The organism is Acidimicrobiales bacterium, from assembly GCA_016794585.1.
Classification (GTDB): Bacteria; Actinomycetota; Acidimicrobiia; order Acidimicrobiales; family DATDAH01; genus JAEUJM01.
The window spans coordinates 33,873-50,694 of sequence record JAEUJM010000032.1; the positions used below are offsets into that span (position 1 = coordinate 33,873).

Below are 16,822 nucleotides of genomic sequence, written 5' to 3' on the forward strand. Positions count from 1 at the left end.
GCGTCGGTCTACCCTGCCTGCCAGCAACTGCTGCTGGCAGTCCGGGCCCTCGGTTGCGGTCTACGAGGACCGCTGGGGCGAGGCGCCGGCGTGGGCCGTCGACCCACCCGGCACCCGCTTCACCAGCGCCGGCCCACCCCGCCCCCGTCCGGCCTAACGGCCGACCGTGAGGATGACGCCGAGCATGACCACGGCGATGCCGACCATCGCGACGTAGAGCCGGTTCTCCATTCGGGCGACCTCGGTTCGGAACTCGGCGATCTCGGTGCGCACCTCGGCAAGGCGCGCTGCGAGGTAGTCGCGGGTGATCAGCTCGTCACCTTCGCTGGCGGGGAACTGGTCGAGCAGGAGGTCTGCCTCCTCGGTGCCGATCGCCGGGGCGATCGCGGCGTGCAGGAAACGGCGCTGGCGGGTGGTCAAGGCCACGGGGGGATCCCTTCATCTGTCGATGACGAAGGGGGAAGCGTCCGGAGCGTACCGCTCGCCCTCGGTGGGGGGAAGGGTGGCGCCCCGGTCGAGGCGGCGCAGGCCCCAGGCGAGGGCGGCCACCCACCACAGGGCGATTGCCCCCAACAGGACGTAGGCACCGCGCTCCAGCCAGATGTTGTCGGTCCGCGCCTCGCGCTGGAGCACCTGCTTGTCGGGGAGGAAGGAGGCCGCGTCGCCGGAGGCGAGCTCGACGGCCGGCGCCGGGATGGCCTCGTCGGCGGGGAGGTACAGGGGCAGGGCCTGGAGGCTCGTGCCGGTGTGCAGGCGCACCATGGTCTTCCACGGGTCGGCCAGCGGCACGGGCCGGTCGGTGCGCCAGACGCCGTCGCCCATGGGCTCGAGGTCGGCCATGACGAGGCCGCCCTCGCCCCCGCCCGAGCCCTGCCACGCCACCACACCGAACCAGTTGGCGTCGTCGGCGCCGTCGGCAGCGGCGGGTGGCGAGAGCTCGACGGTGACGACCGCGGCGCGCTCGGCGAGCGGGCTGGCCACCTCGTCGTAGGTCACCACCGCCTCCCAGTCCCGGTGGACGGTCATGGGGAGGGGGAGGGCGAGGCAGACGAACGCGCCCACCCACGCCGCCGCCGCCCACCCGCGCGGCGTGGCCTGGCGGGGCAGGGACTCGGGCGCCAGTGCCCGGCCGGTGAGGCCGCCGAGGACGCCGCCCGCGGCGCCGGCGACCAGGGCGAGCAGCGGCGCCTCGGGCAGCAGGGCGGTGCCCCAGGGCAGGGGGAAGAAGACGTGGGTCCACGCCCACTCCGCGGCCAGCCCGACCGTGGCGATGCCGAGGCCGGCGACGAGGCCCAAGGTGACCTGCCGCCGGCGGGGGATGACGAGTGCGACGGCTTCGACCACCAACGCCTCCACCAGGTAGAGGGGGAAGTGCATGGTCGAGCGGCCGAGGGGCTCGGTGATGGCCCACGACAGCGTGCCGTTGACCACGAGGAAGAAGGCCACCGCGGCCAGCGCCGCGCCCCGTCCGGCGCGGATGCGCACCGCCACGAGGGCGATGGACGCGGCCAACACGATCATCACCGGGTGGAACAGCTGGCGGAACTGGGGGACGCCGAAGTCGAACTCGATCTGGAGGGTGGAGAGACCGATGAGGAAGCCGCCCCCGGCGAGGATGTCCCGACCCCGGTCGAGGGCGGCGTCGCGGCGGGCCTGGCGCCGTTGGGCGTCGGTGGGGTCCGCAGGGCGCGGCGCGCGGCACCGGGCGCCCTCGACCCCGAGGGCCCACGCGGCGAGGGTGGCGAGCGAGGCGCCGCCGATCATTTGGATGTGGGTCGGCCCCCAGGCGGTGACGTCCTGGCCGAAGAGGCGGTGCCAGAGGTCGTCGGCGGGGAAGCCGGCGAGGGCGATCAGCCCACACAGGGCGAGCAGGATGCCGCCGACCGGGACGTGCCAGCCGGGGCGGAGCTCGACCGACGAGCGGGTCTCGCGGTCGCCGAGGATCAGGGCGAGCACCCCGGCGAACGCGATGCCGTCGAGGCCGATGATGATGAGCCAGTGGGCAGGGTTGGCGAACGCCCCCGGGTCCCGCCCCCGGTCGATGTGCCACGAGACGTCCCAGTAGTACCCGACCACGGCGACGAGCAGGCTGACGCCGGTGATGGCGCCGGGCAGCGCCGCCCACGCAGGCAGGCCGGTGCGGTGCTCGACCTCGTGCGCGAGGGGGGCGAGCACCCGGCGTCGGCGATGGGCGACGCCGAGGACGACCACGACCGCGATGGCGAGGAAGCCGACCGCGGTGGCCGCGGCGATCTCGGAGAGCGCGCTGCCGCCCGCAGGCGCGTCCTGGGCGAGGAGGGGGGTGAACAGGGCGGTGGGCATGGGTGCTCCCGGGTGGGGCCGACCGTCAGAACGGGCGGCGGCGGGTGAGGGCCTCTTGCAGGGGGACGGGGGCGAGGCGCGAGAGCCACCAGGCCAGGTGCGACTCCCACCCGACGGGCACCACGGCCTGGTCTCGCTCGGCGGCCCGGACGATGGCGGCGGCGACCGCCTCGGGACGGTGGCCGCGTCGGAACACGGTGGCGGCCCGCTGACGGTCGTCCTCACCGTTCGGGGCCGTGAAGCGGGTGCGCTCGATGATGCCGGTGTCGATGACCCCGGGGCAGACGGCGGACACGCCGACGCCGGCCGCATGCCAGTCCGCCCGCAGGCTCCGCGACAACGCGAGCACGGCAGCCTTGGTGGTGACGTACGCGGACTCGGTGGCGGTCGGCGTGTACCCGAGCCCCGAGGAGACGTTGACGACCTGGCCGTGGCCCGCCTCGACCATGGGGAGGCCGAAGGCGTGGCAGCAGTTGAGGACGCCGCCGACGTTGATGGACAGGATCCAGTCCCAGTCCTCGAGGGAGGTGTCGGCGAAGGGGCCGCTCATGCCGACGCCGGCGTTGTTGACGAGCAGGTCGAGGGGGCGCTCGAGCGTGGCCGCCGCCGCGAACACGGCGTCGCGGTCGGCCACGTCGACCTCGAGGGCCAGCGCGCTGCCGCCCGCCTCCTCGACCGCGGCAGCCGTCTTCTGGGCGGCGGCGAGGTCGATGTCGGCGCAGTGCACGAGGGCGCGGCGCTCGGCCAGGGCGAGGGCCGTGGCCCGCCCGATGCCGTGGCCGGCGCCGGTGACGAGGGCGTGGGCGCCGTCGACCGCGATGCCGCCCATCAGGCCGTCGCCTCCGCACTGGTGGTGCCCACAGCAGGCGCCGGCACGGCGGGAGGTGGCGCGGGGAACGGGAGGGTGCGGTAGTTCTCAGGGTCGAAGCGGCGGGTGAGGCGGCGGAAGCGGAAGGTGAAGTCGGGCCACAGCGTCGGGTTGCGCCCGTTCTGGTGGAGGTACCAGCTCGAGCAGCCCCCCGAGTTCCAGACCGACGGCGCCAACTTGGCCTGGAGCTCTTCGTCCCAGCGGTCGGCGACCTCGGGCCGCAGCTCGACCGCGGCGGCGCCGGTGGCCTCGAGGTGCCGGACGGCGCCCAGCACGTAGGGCAGCTGCGACTCGATCATGTAGACGAGCGACGTGTGGCCGATGCCGGTGTTGGGCCCGGACAGCAGGAAGAGGTTGGGGAAGCCGGGCACGGTGGTGCCGAGGTAGGCCCGGGGGCCGGTGGCACCCCAGGTCTCGGCCAGGGTGCGGCCGTCGGCGCCCCGCACACGGGCGGCCATCGGGGCGTCGGTGATGCGGAACCCCGTGGCGAACACGAGGGTGTCCACCTTGTGCTTCACCCCGTCGTCGGTGACGATGCCCCCAGGCGTCACCTCGACGATCGGAGCGGTGACGAGGTCGACGTTGTCGGCGGTGAGGGCGGGGTAGAACTCGTTCGAGCGGAGCAGGCGCTTGCAGCCGGGGGCGAAGCGGGGGGTGAGGCGGCGGCGCAGCTCGGGGTCGGCCACCTGCTGGCGCAGGTGGGCCGTGGCCAGGCGCTGGATCGGCCGCAGGAGGCGGGGGTTCTTGGCCATCCCGAAAACCAGAAGCTCGTTCATCAGGTAGATCCGGGCCCGGCGCAGCTTCTGGGCGATCGGGAACCGCCGGTAGAGGCGTCGCTCCCACGGGTGCACGGCCCGGTCGGTGTGGGGGACCACCCAGCCCGGGGTGCGCTGGAACACGCTCAGGTGGGCGGCCGTGCGCTGGAGATGGGGGACGAGCTGGACGGCCGAGGCGCCGGTGCCGATGACGGCCACCCGCCCGGTGAGGTCGAGGGCCTGGCCCTCCCCGTTGGTGTCGGGCCACGCCGCCGAGTGCAGGGTGGTGCCCTCGAACGTGTCGAGGCCGGCCAGGTCGGGGTAGGCCGGCTCGCTGAGCCCGCCGTGGGCGCTGACCAGCACCTCGGCCTCGTAGGGGCCGTGGTCGGTGGCGATGCGCCAGAGGGCGGCGTCGGCGTCCCACGCCGCGTCGAGCACGGTGTGGCGGAGGCGCAGGTGGGGGCGCAGGCCGAAGTCGTCGGCGCAGCGGCGCAGGTAGGCCTGGATCTCGGGCTGGGTGGAGTAGGTGCGGCTCCAGTCCGGGTTGGGCGCGAAGGAGAAGGAGTAGAGGTCGGAGGCGACGTCGCACTGGCAGCCGGGGTAGCGGTTGTCCCGCCAGGTGCCGCCGACGTCGTCCCCCCGCTCGAGGAGTACGAAGTCTTCGATGCCCTCGGCGCGCAGCTTGGCGCCGAGGCCGAGGCCGGCGAAGCCGGCGCCGATGACCACGATCCGGTGGCGGGCGGCGTCCTGATGCATGGGACTGATCTTGACATCAGACACTGGTACAGTCAAGACTGTCGTCAGTGATCGCTGTCACAACGGGCGGTCGGGATGGGAGGATGGGCGGCATGGCCGAGTACCGGGTCGACGACCTCGCCAGAGCGGCGGGCACCACCGTCCGCAACGTGCGGGCCTACCAGGACCGGGGCCTGCTGCCGCCGCCCCGCCGTGAGGGCCGGGTGGCGCTGTATGACGACGGCCACCTCGCCCGCCTGCGCACCATCGCCGAGCTGCTCGGGCGGGGGTACAGCCTCGCCAACATCGCCGAGCTGCTCCAGGGCTGGGCCGAGGGCCAGGACGTGGCCGAGCTCGTCGGCCTCGAGGTCGCGGTCACCGGGCCGTGGTCCGACGAGGTGCCCGAGCACTTCACCGCCGAGGAGCTGGCGGCGCTGTTCCCGGCGGCGCCCGACACCGAGGTGGGCACGATGTTCGACGAGGCCCTCGAGCTCGGCGTGATCGCCGTCGACGGCGACCGGTTCCTCGTGCACAGCCCCCGTGAGCTGCGGGCCGCCGCAGAGCTCGTGGCCGCCGGGATCCCCCTCGCCGCGGTCCTCTCGGCCGGTCGGGCGCTGCGGGGTGAGATCGACCGGGTGGCCGAGCGGTTCGTCACCCTGGTCACGACGCACCTGTTCGACCCGCTCGGCGACGTGGTCCCGCCCGAGGACGTGCCCCGCCTCGCCGCCGCGGTGCAGCGCCTGCGGCCCTTGGGCCAACGCGTCGTCGACGCCGAGTTGGCCCGGGCGATGGAGCGCCACGCCAAGGCCCAGCTCGGCGACCGCCTCGAGCGCGTGCTCGACCAGTCCGCCCTCGACGAGGCCGGTTAGGCGGAGGGCAGGGCGATGACGGCGAAGGCGGCGCCCTGCGGATCGGCGAGGACGGCGAGGCGGCCAGCGGGCGTGTCCATGCCCTCGACCATGGCCATCGCGCCCAGCTCCTTGGCCTTGACGACCGTGGCGTCGGTGTCCGTCACCGCGAAGTAGACGAGCCAGTAGGCCGGCACCTCGGCGGGCACCATCGGCGGCATGGCCATCATCCCGGCGATGCTCTCGCCTCCGAGCTGCCACTCGCTGTACTCCATCGGGCCGGCACTGGTGTGCACGCCCCAGTCGAACACCTGCGGGTAGAAGGCCTTGGCCGCCTCGGGGTCGCGGGTGTTGAGCTCGCTCCAGCAGAAGGTGCCGGGCTCGTTCACCACCTCGCAGCCGATCGTCGCCCCGGGCTGCCAGCCAGAGAAGAAGGCGCCCTCGGTGTCCTGGAAGACCGCCATGCGGCCGGCCTCCATGACGTCCATCGGGGGGACGACCACGGTGCCGCCGGCGGCGGTGACCTTGGCGGCGGTCTCGTCGACGTCGGCCACGCTCACGTAGTGGGACCAGAACGGCGGGCCCGGGCTCTGCTGCGGTCCCACGCCGGCGATGAGCTTGCCGGCGGCGTCGGTGAAGAAGCCGTAGCCGCCGGCGTCCGGGCCGGCGCTCACGAGGGTCCAGCCGAACAGCGCGGAGTAGAAGGCCGCCGCGGCGTCGACGTCGGTTCCGATGTCGATCCAGGCGGGGGTTCCGGGGGCGTAGCTGGTGCGTTCGGGCATGAGGTGCTCCTCGGGTTCGTGTGTGGCGCGCCGGTCAGCGGCCGACGGCGAGGACGATGCCGATGGCCACGGTGGCGATGCCCATCATGGCGACGTAGAGGCGGTTCTCGAGGCGAGCGATGGCGACGCTGAGGTGGTCGTTGGTGACGAGCTCGGCGCCCTCGCTGGCGGGGAACTGGTCGAGCAAGATCGCAGCCTCCTCGGCGCCGATGACGGGCGCGATCGCCTGGTACAGGGTGGTGCGCTGTCGGGTGGTGAGGGCCATGGGGGGTGTCCTTCATCGACGGGAGATGAAGGGGGAAGCCGTCGAATCGTACCCCTCGATGGCAGCCGGCGGAAGGGGCGCCGGCTTCAGGTGAGGTCGTAGTCGTCGGGGTCGGGCGCCTGGGTGAGCTGCCAGTACTCGAGGAGTGGGAAGGGCCAGTTCTGCGCCACCCGGCCGGTGGCGTTCTTGTACCAGCTGTTCACCGAGGAGGCGCCCCACGCCATCTCGGCGTTGGCGGCGTCGACGCGCCGGTTGAAGGCGTCGTGCACCTCCACCTTGGGGTCGAGCGCGTGGTGGCCGCCGGCGAGGAGCAGGTGCACGCACGCGGTGAGGTACCGCACCTCGCACTCGCTGAAGAAGATGATGCTGCCGTTGATGACGATGTTGGTGTTCGGGCCGTAGAGCACGAACAGGTTGGGGAAGTGGGGGACGGTGACGCCGAGGTAGGCCCGGGCGTCGCCCGCCCAGTGCTCGTGCAGGTCGAGGCCCTCGCCTCCCGCTCCGTGGGGCCGCTCGGGCCCTGGGCGGCCGGTGAGCTGCATCGGGGTCAGGAACTGCGAGGCCTGGAAGCCGGTGCCGTAGATGATCACGTCGAAGGCGTGGTCCTCACCGCCGGCGCGCACGCCGGTGGGGGTGACGGCCTCGATGGGGTCCGTGACGAGGCGCACGTTCGGGCGGGTGAGGGTGCGGGCCCAGACGCCGTTGTCGCGCACGATGCGCTTGGCGATGGGGGGATAGGTCGGCACCACCGCCTCGAGCAGGTCCGGGCGCTCGGCGAACTGCTCGTTCAGGTACTCCACCAGGCCGAGGCGCACCATCTCGTTGAGCAGGCTCACCGACCCCGTCGCCGACTGGTCCCACTCGGGGTCGACCTTCGCCGCCGCGGTCAGGCCCTCGTGCATGCGCCAGAACTGCCACAGCCGGTGCCAGTCGCCGTACTCGGGGAGGGCCTCGACCAGCCACTGCGCCTCGGGCGTGACCTCCTCGTGGTACTCGGGGGTGGGGGCCAGCCAGTTGGGGGTGCGCTGGAAGACGGTCAGCTCGCCGGCCTGCTCGGCCACCTCGGGGATGAACTGGGCGGCGCTGGCGCCGGTGCCGATGACCGCCACCCGCTTCCCGGTGAGGTCCACGTCGTGGCGCCACCGGGCCGAGTGGAACCAGGGGCCGGTGAAGGTGTCGATGCCCGGGAGGTCGGGGAGGAGGGGCCGGTTGAGCTGGCCCACGGCGCTGACCAGGGCGTTGGCCTCGACGGTCTCCTCCTCGCCGGTGCCCGTGGGGCGCACCCGGACCGACCAGGTCTGGGTGGCGTCCGACCACTCGGCGCCGACCACCTCGGTGGCGAAGCGCATGCGGGCCCGCACCCCGGTGGCGTCGGCGAAGCGCCGGAAGTACTCGAGCAGGGTGGCCTGGTCGGAGAAGCGCTGGGGCCACACGGCGTGGGCGAACGAGTAGCTGTAGAGGTCGTTGGGGACGTCGACCCGGCATCCCGGGTACGTGTTCTCGAGCCAGGTGCCGCCCACGTCGTCGTTTTTGTCGAACACGGTGACGTCGACCCCGGCCTGCGCGAGGCGGTGGGCGGCCAGGAGGCCGGACATGCCGGCGCCGACCACCGCCACATGGAAGGGGGTGTCGGGGGCGATGTCGTCCTTGTGCCACGCCGGCGCCCGTCGATCGACGCCCTCGGGGGCGAGCTCTTCCAGGAGGAGCGGGAGGTAGGCGTCGACGTTGGCGTCGCCGACGATGTGGGCGGCCAGGGGACGGAGGGGCTCGTCGTCGACCGGCGGCTCGGACACCCGGCGACGGCGCCCGTCGCGCAGGTCGCGGAGCGCCGCGGCGGCGAGGGCACGGCACTCGTCGAGCTGCTCGGGGGTGAGCCCGCCCTGGGGGTCCATGAAGTCGTCGGGGTTCGGGCGCAGGTGGCCGGGCGCCAGCGTGAGGTCGCCGGTCACCTGGGCCAGTGCCGGCAGGAGCGCACCGAAGGTCGCCTGCTCGACGGCCGCGTCGATCAGAGCGTCGTCGGCGGCCTCGAGGGCGCGGGCGGCGGCGTCGAGGTCGGCGGGCCGGCCGAGGGGGTGCAGCGTCGGCCCCGTGGTGGCGTCGACCGGTGGTGCGCTCACTTCTTCAGCGCCGGGTGCTGGCGGGCGAGGATCGGCAGCAGGAGGCGGCGGGGGAGCAGGTAGCCGCCGGCGGCGCCGAGCTGGTTGACCACGCCGGGGATGACGACCGGCCGCCCCTTGGCCATCCCGTCCACGGCGTCGGCGGCCACCTTCTCCACGGGCACCCACATGATCTCGGGGAGCGAGCCGGACGCCTCGTCGTCGCTCAGCCCGGCGGCCTCGACGAATCCGGTGCGCACCGGGCCGGGGCACAGGGCGGTCACGGTGACCCCCGTGCCCACGAGCTCCTGGCGGATGCCGTGGCTGTACGAGAGGACGAAGGCCTTGGACGCGGCGTAGCCGGCCTGGCCCGGAAGGGGCTGGAAGGCCCCCACCGAGGCCACGTTGCACACCGCCCCCCGGCCCCGCTCGACCATGCCGGGGACGAAGAGGGTGCAGAGGTGGACGACGGCGTCGACGTTGGTGGCGACCATCCGGAGCTCGTCGTCGGGGTCGGCGTCCTGAATGGGGCCGATGGTGGAGAAGCCGGCGTTGTTGACCAGGACGTCGACGGCGAGGCCCAGGTCGGCCACCCGTTCGACGAGGCCGGCGCGGGCGGCGGCGTCGGCGAGGTCGGTGGGCAACACCTCGGCCCGAACCCCGTGGGCGGCGTGGAGCTCGTCCGCCAGTGCTTTCAGCTCGGGCTCGCGGCGGGCCACCAGGGTGACGCCGAGGCCGCGGGCGGCGAGCGCCCGGGCGATCTCGGCGCCGATGCCCGAGGAGGCGCCCGTGACGAGGCACGTGCGGTCGTCGGTGGGCGGGGGCAGGGCCATGGCGCGCGAGCGTACGCCTGACCCGGAGCCCCCGCCGTCGGGCCGCCCCCTGGCCCGATCGGGTCGCCCTGTGGGCGGGAGCGGGTTCGCAGCCCGCACGGCTCGGTGTCCGCACCGGTCCCGAACAGGGGTCGCCGGGGAGGGCCGAGCCGGGTTCTGGCTAGGTTCTGCGTGTGAGTGGGTGGGAATTGGCCGGCGTCTGCGCGGTGGTGGTCCTCGCCGCCGCCACCCAGCAGCTGTCCGGCTTCGGGTACGCCCTGATGGCGGTTCCCCTGCTCTCGGTGCTGCTCGGGCCCAAGGACGCCGTCGCGCTGTCGTCGTTGTCGGGGCTCGCCGGCACGGCGCTGATGGCGGTCCGCCTGCGCCACCGCACCGATCGCCCCGTCGTGGCGCGGCTACTCCTCGGGGCAGTGGTGGGCATGCCCCTCGGCATCGTGGTCCTGCGCAAGGTGCCGGCGGCGCCCCTCCAGGTGGCGGTGTCGCTGGTGGTGCTCGGCGCGGTGGCGCTCCTGGCGTCGGGCTTCCGCCTGCGGCGTGAGTCGGCCCGCACCGAGGTCGGCGCCGGCTTCGTGTCGGGGATGATCAACACCAGCATCGGCATCGGGGGTCCGCCGGTGGTGATCGTCCTGCAGGCGGCCGAGCACGAGCAGCACGCCTTCCGCGCCACCACCGTCTCCTACTTCCTTGTGTCGAACCTGATCGCCCTGCCCCTCTTCTTCGCGTCGGGGGTGGTGGACGACTCGACCTGGGTGGCCGGGCTGTTCGCGGTGCCCGCCGCCCTCCTCGGCACCCTGGCCTTCGAGCGCGTCGCGTTCCGGGTGCGCACCGAGCACTTCAAGCCCCTCGTCCTCGGCCTGCTCGTCCTCTCGGCCGCGGCGTCGCTCGCCTCCGTCATCGCCTGAGCGATCCGGTCGGTCGCCGACGTCCGACCTCTGATCCCGATTCGGGTGGAGCGTCAGCCGGCAACCGGAGCGGGCACGGCGGAGAGATCGCCGACACGAACGGTTCCGCCGTTACCGATCTGGCCGTAGCTGTCGCTGCCCCAACACCAGATGGTGTCGTTGCTGCGGCGTGCGCAGCTGTGCCAGCCATCGACCGCCGGTGACGTCCAGTCCGTTGCGCCCCCCGCGACGAGCGACGGTGTCGCCACCCGAGGGGAGAGTGAGGCGTCGTTGCCGACAGCTCCGTACCGATCCATGCCCCAGCAGTAGAGGCGGTGTGCGGTCGTGCGCCCGCAGGTGTGATCGCTCCCCGCGTTCACGTTGGCCCAGCGGAGTGAGGCTCCGACCCGCGTGGGCGTTGGGACGGTGCCGGGACCACCCCCGGTGCCTACCTCCCCGTTGGCGTTCTGCCCCCAGCAGAAGATCGTGCCGCCGGACCGTCGTCCGCAGGTGTGGAAGTAGCCCGTCGAGACGGCGGCCCAGTCGGTCGCGGTTCCGACGGCGACCGGGCTGGGCTCGTCCTGGCTGGACGTGCCCGTGCCCAGCTGGCGGCTTGTGTTGAACCCCCAGCAGTAGAGGCGCCCAGAGAGCTTCAGGGCGCAGGTGTGCTCTCCGCCGGCCGTCACGGTCCGCCAACCTGTGCCGGCGACACCGACGGGACGGAGCTCCGAGGTCCGGGGTGCACCGTTCCCGAGCTGACCGCGCGCATCCTGGCCCCAGCACAGGATCCTGCCAGTGTCCTTCCGCGCGCACGTGTGGTACGTGCCAGCGCTCACCGTGGCCCAGTTGGTCGCCGTACCCACCGGGACCGGCGTGCTGCGCGCGGTTCGGGTCCCGTCGCCGACCTGCCCGTAAGCGTTCCCTCCCCAGCAGAAGAGACGGCCCGATGTCTTGAGGGCACATGTGTGGTTCCCACCGGCGGACACGCTCGCCCAATCCGTCGCTCCTCCCTGGACCTGCACCGGAAGTGCCGCGTCGGTGTTCGATCCTCCGTTGCCGAGCTGGCTGAAGCCGTCGGCGCCCCAGCAGTACAGGCGGCCGGAGCGCTTCACCGCACAGGTGTGGAGGTTGCCCACGTCGACCTGCGCCCAGCCGGTCGACGGTGCGGCCTGTTCGTCGGCTCCGACGGGGTGCGCTCCGGGACCGCCGGCGAGGAGCAGGAGACCGGTCGCCAGTGCGGCGAGCCACGAAGCGCCGAACGCGTGCCGGCACCGGTCACTGCGTGCAGAGAGGAACCGGCCCGCCGTTTCCGTGTGGTCGCGCGACATGATCCTCCGCCGTTCGTGTGGTCATTCGAGCTCGACCGGGGACCCTACCGTCCACCTCGTGCGCGTCGCTCGAGGAGCGAAGCGGCGGTGGCCGAGCTCAGGACTGGGAGAGGAAGGGGAGCGACTCGTAGCGCCGGACGTAGCTGCCGGGGGCGAAGCGGCCGGCGTCGGGGTCGACCGTGAAGTCGGGGCAGCGGGCCAGCAGCTCCTCGAGCACGACCCGGCCCTGGAGGCGGGCGGCGGCGGCGCCGAGGCAGTGGTGGGCGCCGGAGCCGAAGGCCAGGTGGTGGGCGATCGGGCGGGTGACGTCGAAGCAGTCGGCGTCGCGGCCGAACTCGTCCGGGTCGCGGTTGGCCGACCCGTAGGCCAGCAGCACCTTGCGGCCGGCGGGGATCGTGCGGCCGTGGAGCTCGACGTCGACCGTGGCCGTGCGGGCCAGGCCCTGCACCGGTGAGACGAGGCGCAGGGACTCCTCGACAGCTCCCGGGATCAGGGACGGGTCGGCGAGCAGGCGGGACCGCTGGTCCCGGTGGTGGGTGAGGAGCTCGGCCGACCCGGCGATGAGGCCGGTGGCGGTGTCGTTGCCGCCGGCCACCATGGTGAAGGCGAAGCCCAGGATGCGCAGGGCCGGCACGCCCTCGACGGCCTGCCCCTCGTCGCCCTCCTCGCCCTCGCTCCCCGGACCCTCCGTCGTCGCGGCGTGCACGAGTCGCGAGATGGTGTCGTCGCCCGGCTCGGCCCGCCGGCGCTCGATGAGGTGGGTGAAGTAGGCGAAGAGCTCGCCCACGGCGTTGGAGGTGGTGTCGACCGTGCCGGAGGCGTTGGCCGAGACGATGGCCTCGGTCCAGGCGTCGAAGTGCTCCCGATCGGCGTCGGGCACGCCGAGGTAGTGCGCCACCACGAAGCTGGGCAGCGGCTTGGCCAGCACCTCGACGAGATCGGCCGGCTCACCGGCGGCGGCGGCCCGCACCAGACGGTCGATGCGCTCGGCGGCGAAGGCCCGCACCGCCGGCTCGATGTCGGCCACCCGGCGGGGGGTGAAGCCGCGGCCGACGAGGCGGCGGAAGGCGGTGTGGTCGGGCGGGTCGAGCATGACCATCGGCGCGGCGACGTCGAGGCCTGCCGCGGTCATGTCCCCGTAGGTGGTCGTGAGACCCTCGGCCGACGAGAAGGTGGCGGTGTCGCGGGCGGCGCGGAACACGTCGGCGAATCGGGTGAGGACCCAGAAGTCGCCGCGCTCGACGTGGTGCACCGGATCGAGGGCGCGCAGCGCGGCGTACATCCCGAACGGGTCGCGCCACGTCTCGCCGCTCGGGGCGAGGTAACTCGGCTCCGCGGGCAGCGCGGCCGACGGAGCGTCGTCGCTGACCCCCACGTCCGTCAGCGTAGGACACCGGTCGCGGGGCCGCCCCGAACCACCGACCGACCGCAAACAGTGTTCACGCGAGCACGCAGGGCGCTAAGGTGACGCCGTCGACAACACCGTGGGCTCTGACGGCGCGGGGGGACCGCGTGCCGCTCGGGAGTCTGTCGGGTTCTCGGGCGGTGCTCCCACGGACATACCGAGTGTTCTGGCTGGCGCGTCCATCGTCGTGATCGACGACCAGGAGTCGAACGTCATCCTCCTCGACCGCCTGCTGCGGTCGGCCGGCGCCACCCACGTCCACCTCGTGACCGACCCACGCGTGGCCGTCCGGCGCTGCCTCGAGGTGGGGGCCGAGCTCGTGCTGCTCGACCTGCACATGCCCCACCTCGACGGGGTGGCGGTCCTGGAGGCGCTCCGCGCCGCACTCGAGCCCGACGCGTTCGTGCCGGTGCTGGTGCTCACCGCCGACACCACCGACGGGGCCAAGGGAGCCGCCCTCGCCGCCGGGGCGAAGGACTTCCTCACCAAGCCGCTGGACCGGGAGGACGTGGTGCTGCGGGTTCGCAACCACCTCGAGACCGCGGCGCTCTACCGCCGGGTCCGCCTCGAGAACCGCCGCCTCCAATCCGAGCTCGACGAGCGCGAGCGGGTGGCCAACGAGAATCGGGAGCGGATCGAGTCCACCCGCCGGGCCGTGCGTGAGGTGCTCGAGCGCGACCTCTTCGAGATGGTGTTCCAGCCGGTGGTGGACCTGGGGGACGGCAGGGTGGTCGGCGTCGAGGCACTGGCACGCTTCCGCACCGCCGAGCGCCGCCCCCCGGACGAGTGGTTCGCGGCGGCCGCGTCGGTCGGCCTCCAGACCGAGCTCGAGGTTGCCGCCATCTCGGCCGCGCTCCGCCGGCTGCCCGACCTGCCTCCCACGGTGCTGCTCAACGTGAACGTGTCGCCGCGGGTGGCCATGACCGACGCCTTCGCCGAGTGCGTCGCCGACGTCCCCTCGGGTCGCCTCGTGGTCGAGCTCACCGAGCACGTGCCCGTCGACGACTACGAGCCACTGGTCCACTGCCTGGCCGGCTTCCGGGCCGCCGGGATCCTGATCGCGGTGGACGACGCCGGCGCGGGCTACGCCGGGCTCCAGCACCTCGTCAGCCTGTGCCCCGAGGTGTTGAAGCTGGACCGGGAGCTCACCCTCGACATCGACCAGGATCCGGCCCGCCGGGCGATGGCCGCCTCCATGGTCCACTTCGCCGAGGAGATCGGCGCCGTCCTCGTGGCCGAGGGCATCGAGACCCAGGGGGCCCTCGAGACGCTCCGCGAGCTGGGCATCTCTCTCGGGCAGGGGTACCACCTGGCCCGGCCGGGCCTGCTCCCCCTGGCCCACGATCGGGTCGAGGTGGCCCATGTGGCGCCGGCGGGCGATCCCGGTGAGCGCTGACGGGCGGGCCGCCCGCCCGGGTCCGGCCTTCTACGAGACGGTGATCGCCACCAGCCCGCTGGTCATGGTGTTGGCGGCGGGAGACACGGGCGACGTCCACTACCTCAGCCCGAACGCGGCGACGGTGCTCGGCTGGGACGAGTCCTGGGTGGCGGCGCCCGGGGGCCCCTGGTGGCAGGTCGTTCATCCGGACGAGCGGGACGCCGTCGCCCGCGATTTCGCCGAGTTCCTCGCCGAGAAGCACGAGCCCTTCGCCGCGCTGGCCCGGGTCGAGCGTGGTGCGGGCGAGCCGCGCTGGACCGCCGTGCGCTTCCGTGCCGACCCGTCGGGGTCCCCGGACGTGTTCGGCTTCCTCCTCGACGTGCACGACCGAGTCCTGGCCGACCAGGAGGCGAAGCGCGAACGCGACCTGCTCCACGCCGTGCTCGACCATGCCAACGTGTCCATCCAGGTGAAGGACCTCGACGGCCGCTTCCTCGTGGCCAACCGCCGCATCGAGGAAGACTTCGGCCTCCCTCAGGGCTTCCTGGTCGGGCGCCGGCTGCACGACATCTGGCCGGCGGAGGAGGCCGACCTCTTCGCGGCCAACGACGCCTCCGTGGTCGACGCCGACGGGCCCATCCAGGTGGAGGAGGTGGCGGAGCACCCGGACGGGCCCCACACCTACGTGTCGACCAAGTTCCCGCTGCGCGACGCGAAGGGCCGGACGTTCGCCGTGGGCGGCATCGCCACCGACATCACCGCCCGCATCCGGGTGGAGGACGAATTGCGGCGGTCGCAGGCCTTCCTCGACTCGATCATCGAGAACATCCCCGACATGGTCTTCGTGAAGGACGCCGCCGAGCTGCGCTTCGTGCGCTTCAACCGGGCGGGGGAGGAGCTGATCGGGCGGACCCGGGACGAGCTCATCGGCCGCAACGACCACGACCTCTTCCCGTCCGAGCAGGCCGACGCCTTCGTCGCCGCCGATCGTGACGTGCTGGACCGGGGCGAGCTGGTGGACATCGCAGAGGAGGCGATCGACACCGTCGCCCAGGGGCGACGCATCCTGCACACCAAGAAGATCCCGGTGGCCGGGCCCGACGGCGAGCCGGCCTACCTGCTCGGCATCTCGGAGGACATCACCGAGCGCCGCAGCGCCGACGACGCCCTGCGGGCCGCCAAGGAGGAGGCCGAGCGGGCCAACCGGGCGAAGAGCGAGTTCCTCTCGCGCATGAGCCACGAGCTGCGCACGCCGCTCAACTCGATCCTGGGCTTCGCCCAGCTGCTCGAGCTGGACGACCTGGCTCCTGATCAGGCCGAGTCGGTGGCCCACATCCTGAAGGGCGGGCGTCACCTGCTCGAGCTCATCAACGAGGTGCTCGACATCGCCCGCATCGAGTCGGGCACCATCGCGCTCTCACTCGAGCCCGTCGCGCTCGACGCCATGATCGAGGAGTGCCTCGACCTCGTGCGCCCCCAGGCCCTGGCCCGCGAGATCGAGCTGGTCAACGCCGACGGTCGCCGTCGCCACGTGCAGGCCGACCGGCAGCGGTTGCGCCAGGTGCTGCTCAACCTCCTCTCGAACGCGGTGAAGTTCAACCGGGACGGCGGGACCATCACCGTCGGCTGCGACCACGGCGAGGACTCGGTGCGCGTGTGGGTGACCGACACCGGCCCGGGCATCGCGTCGGACCACGTCGGCCGCCTGTTCACCCCCTTCGAGCGGCTCGACGCCGACGCCGCCGGCGTGCAGGGCACGGGCCTCGGTCTCGCCCTCTCGTTGCGGCTGGTGGAGGCGATGCAGGGGACGATGGCCGTGGACACCGAGGTCGGGGTCGGGGCGACCTTCTCGTTCACGTTGCCCGTGGGTCGACCCGAGGAGGTGGCCGACGCCCGGCGAGGCCGGGGTCGGGCCGCCCTGGTGAGCGACCGCCCGGGCGTCGACGCCACCCTCCTCTACATCGAGGACAACCTCTCGAACCTGCGGCTCATCGAACAGGTGCTCGAGCGCCGCCCGGGCGTGCGCCTGGTGTCCGCGCTCCAGGGCTCGCTCGGCCTCGAGCTGGCCCTCCAGCACCAACCCGACCTGATCCTGCTCGACGTCCACCTGCCCGACCTCGGCGGCGACGAGGTGCTCCAGCGACTCAAGGCGGAGCCGGCCACCGCCGCGGTCCCCGTCGTGATCGTGTCCGCCGACGCCACCCCGGGCCAGGTGCGGCGCTTCGCCGCCCTCGGCGCCGACGAGTACCTGGCCAAGCCCCTCGACATCATCGAGCTGCTCGAGCTCCTCGACCGCTACCTCCCGCGCGCCCGCCCTCTTCCCTGA

Annotated in this window: 14 protein-coding genes; 4 read left to right on the forward strand and 10 right to left on the reverse strand. The window is 73.2% G+C overall.

From position 1 onward, the window contains the following. Positions 1–153: 153 nt before the first annotated feature. Genes JNK12_16305 through JNK12_16320 form a run of 4 tightly spaced genes read right to left on the reverse strand, consistent with a single transcriptional unit; the run spans position 154 to position 4,701 of the window. Positions 154–426, reverse strand: coding sequence for a hypothetical protein (locus JNK12_16305; GenBank protein MBL8777506.1), 273 nt, complete (start codon positions 424–426; stop codon positions 154–156). A gap of 12 nt (positions 427–438) precedes the next feature. Further along, positions 439–2,322, reverse strand: a complete 1,884-nt coding sequence (locus tag JNK12_16310) for a hypothetical protein (protein ID MBL8777507.1) — start codon at positions 2,320–2,322, stop codon at positions 439–441. 25 nt (positions 2,323–2,347) lie between these two features. Further along, positions 2,348–3,151, reverse strand: a complete 804-nt coding sequence (locus JNK12_16315) for an SDR family NAD(P)-dependent oxidoreductase (protein MBL8777508.1) — start codon at positions 3,149–3,151, stop codon at positions 2,348–2,350. Continuing rightward, on the reverse strand, positions 3,151–4,701 hold the full coding sequence (locus JNK12_16320; protein MBL8777509.1) for an NAD(P)/FAD-dependent oxidoreductase: 1,551 nt from the start codon (positions 4,699–4,701) through the stop codon (positions 3,151–3,153). The genes JNK12_16315 and JNK12_16320 overlap by 1 nt, the downstream gene beginning before the upstream one ends. A 92-nt stretch (positions 4,702–4,793) precedes the next feature. Here JNK12_16320 and JNK12_16325 point away from each other — a divergent pair, with 92 nt between their 5' ends. After that, the gene (locus tag JNK12_16325; protein ID MBL8777510.1) at positions 4,794–5,549 is read left to right on the forward strand and encodes a MerR family transcriptional regulator; all 756 of its coding nucleotides are present in this window, start codon (positions 4,794–4,796) and stop codon (positions 5,547–5,549) included. On the opposite strand, the gene JNK12_16330 is transcribed toward JNK12_16325, so the two are convergent. From JNK12_16330 to JNK12_16345, 4 genes are all read right to left on the reverse strand, one after another. Next, positions 5,546–6,310, reverse strand: a complete 765-nt coding sequence (locus tag JNK12_16330; protein ID MBL8777511.1) for a VOC family protein — start codon at positions 6,308–6,310, stop codon at positions 5,546–5,548. The two genes, JNK12_16325 and JNK12_16330, sit on opposite strands and share 4 nt — an antisense overlap. Before the next feature lie 34 nt (positions 6,311–6,344). Then, entirely contained in the window at positions 6,345–6,575 is a 231-nt protein-coding gene (locus JNK12_16335; protein ID MBL8777512.1) for a hypothetical protein, read from the reverse strand. A gap of 86 nt (positions 6,576–6,661) precedes the next feature. Further along, on the reverse strand, positions 6,662–8,692 hold the full coding sequence (locus tag JNK12_16340) for an NAD(P)/FAD-dependent oxidoreductase (protein MBL8777513.1): 2,031 nt from the start codon (positions 8,690–8,692) through the stop codon (positions 6,662–6,664). Then, complete coding sequence (locus JNK12_16345; protein ID MBL8777514.1) at positions 8,689–9,504, reverse strand: SDR family oxidoreductase; 816 nt, start codon at positions 9,502–9,504, stop codon at positions 8,689–8,691. Before JNK12_16345 ends, JNK12_16340 begins: the two co-directional genes overlap by 4 nt. Before the next feature lie 173 nt (positions 9,505–9,677). Here JNK12_16345 and JNK12_16350 point away from each other — a divergent pair, with 173 nt between their 5' ends. Further along, entirely contained in the window at positions 9,678–10,406 is a 729-nt protein-coding gene (locus JNK12_16350; GenBank protein ID MBL8777515.1) for a sulfite exporter TauE/SafE family protein, read from the forward strand. 53 nt (positions 10,407–10,459) lie between these two features. Here the strand turns inward: JNK12_16350 and JNK12_16355 are convergent, their stop codons facing one another. Together JNK12_16355 and JNK12_16360 are read right to left on the reverse strand one after the other, a co-directional pair. Further along, positions 10,460–11,713, reverse strand: a complete 1,254-nt coding sequence (locus JNK12_16355; GenBank protein MBL8777516.1) for a hypothetical protein — start codon at positions 11,711–11,713, stop codon at positions 10,460–10,462. A 97-nt stretch (positions 11,714–11,810) separates the two neighbouring features. Further along, the gene (locus JNK12_16360; protein ID MBL8777517.1) at positions 11,811–12,995 is read right to left on the reverse strand and encodes a cytochrome P450; all 1,185 of its coding nucleotides are present in this window, start codon (positions 12,993–12,995) and stop codon (positions 11,811–11,813) included. Positions 12,996–13,305: 310 nt separating this feature from the next. Between JNK12_16360 and JNK12_16365 the strand changes: the two genes are divergently transcribed. Next, on the forward strand, positions 13,306–14,514 hold the full coding sequence (locus tag JNK12_16365) for an EAL domain-containing response regulator (protein ID MBL8777518.1): 1,209 nt from the start codon (positions 13,306–13,308) through the stop codon (positions 14,512–14,514). Further along, on the forward strand, positions 14,504–16,822 hold the full coding sequence (locus tag JNK12_16370) for a PAS domain-containing protein (GenBank protein ID MBL8777519.1): 2,319 nt from the start codon (positions 14,504–14,506) through the stop codon (positions 16,820–16,822). Before JNK12_16365 ends, JNK12_16370 begins: the two co-directional genes overlap by 11 nt.

Coding starts and splice junctions, on each gene's coding strand:
- JNK12_16355 (MBL8777516.1), bottom strand. CDS start 11,713: ATGTCGCGCGACCACACGGAAACGGCGGGCCGGTTCCTCTCTGCACGC.
- JNK12_16310 (MBL8777507.1), bottom strand. CDS start 2,322: ATGCCCACCGCCCTGTTCACCCCCCTCCTCGCCCAGGACGCGCCTGCG.
- JNK12_16320 (MBL8777509.1), bottom strand. CDS start 4,701: ATGCATCAGGACGCCGCCCGCCACCGGATCGTGGTCATCGGCGCCGGC.
- JNK12_16345 (MBL8777514.1), bottom strand. CDS start 9,504: ATGGCCCTGCCCCCGCCCACCGACGACCGCACGTGCCTCGTCACGGGC.
- JNK12_16335 (MBL8777512.1), bottom strand. CDS start 6,575: ATGGCCCTCACCACCCGACAGCGCACCACCCTGTACCAGGCGATCGCG.
- JNK12_16325 (MBL8777510.1), top strand. CDS start 4,794: ATGGCCGAGTACCGGGTCGACGACCTCGCCAGAGCGGCGGGCACCACC.
- JNK12_16360 (MBL8777517.1), bottom strand. CDS start 12,995: ATGTACGCCGCGCTGCGCGCCCTCGATCCGGTGCACCACGTCGAGCGC.
- JNK12_16330 (MBL8777511.1), bottom strand. CDS start 6,310: ATGCCCGAACGCACCAGCTACGCCCCCGGAACCCCCGCCTGGATCGAC.
- JNK12_16315 (MBL8777508.1), bottom strand. CDS start 3,151: ATGGGCGGCATCGCGGTCGACGGCGCCCACGCCCTCGTCACCGGCGCC.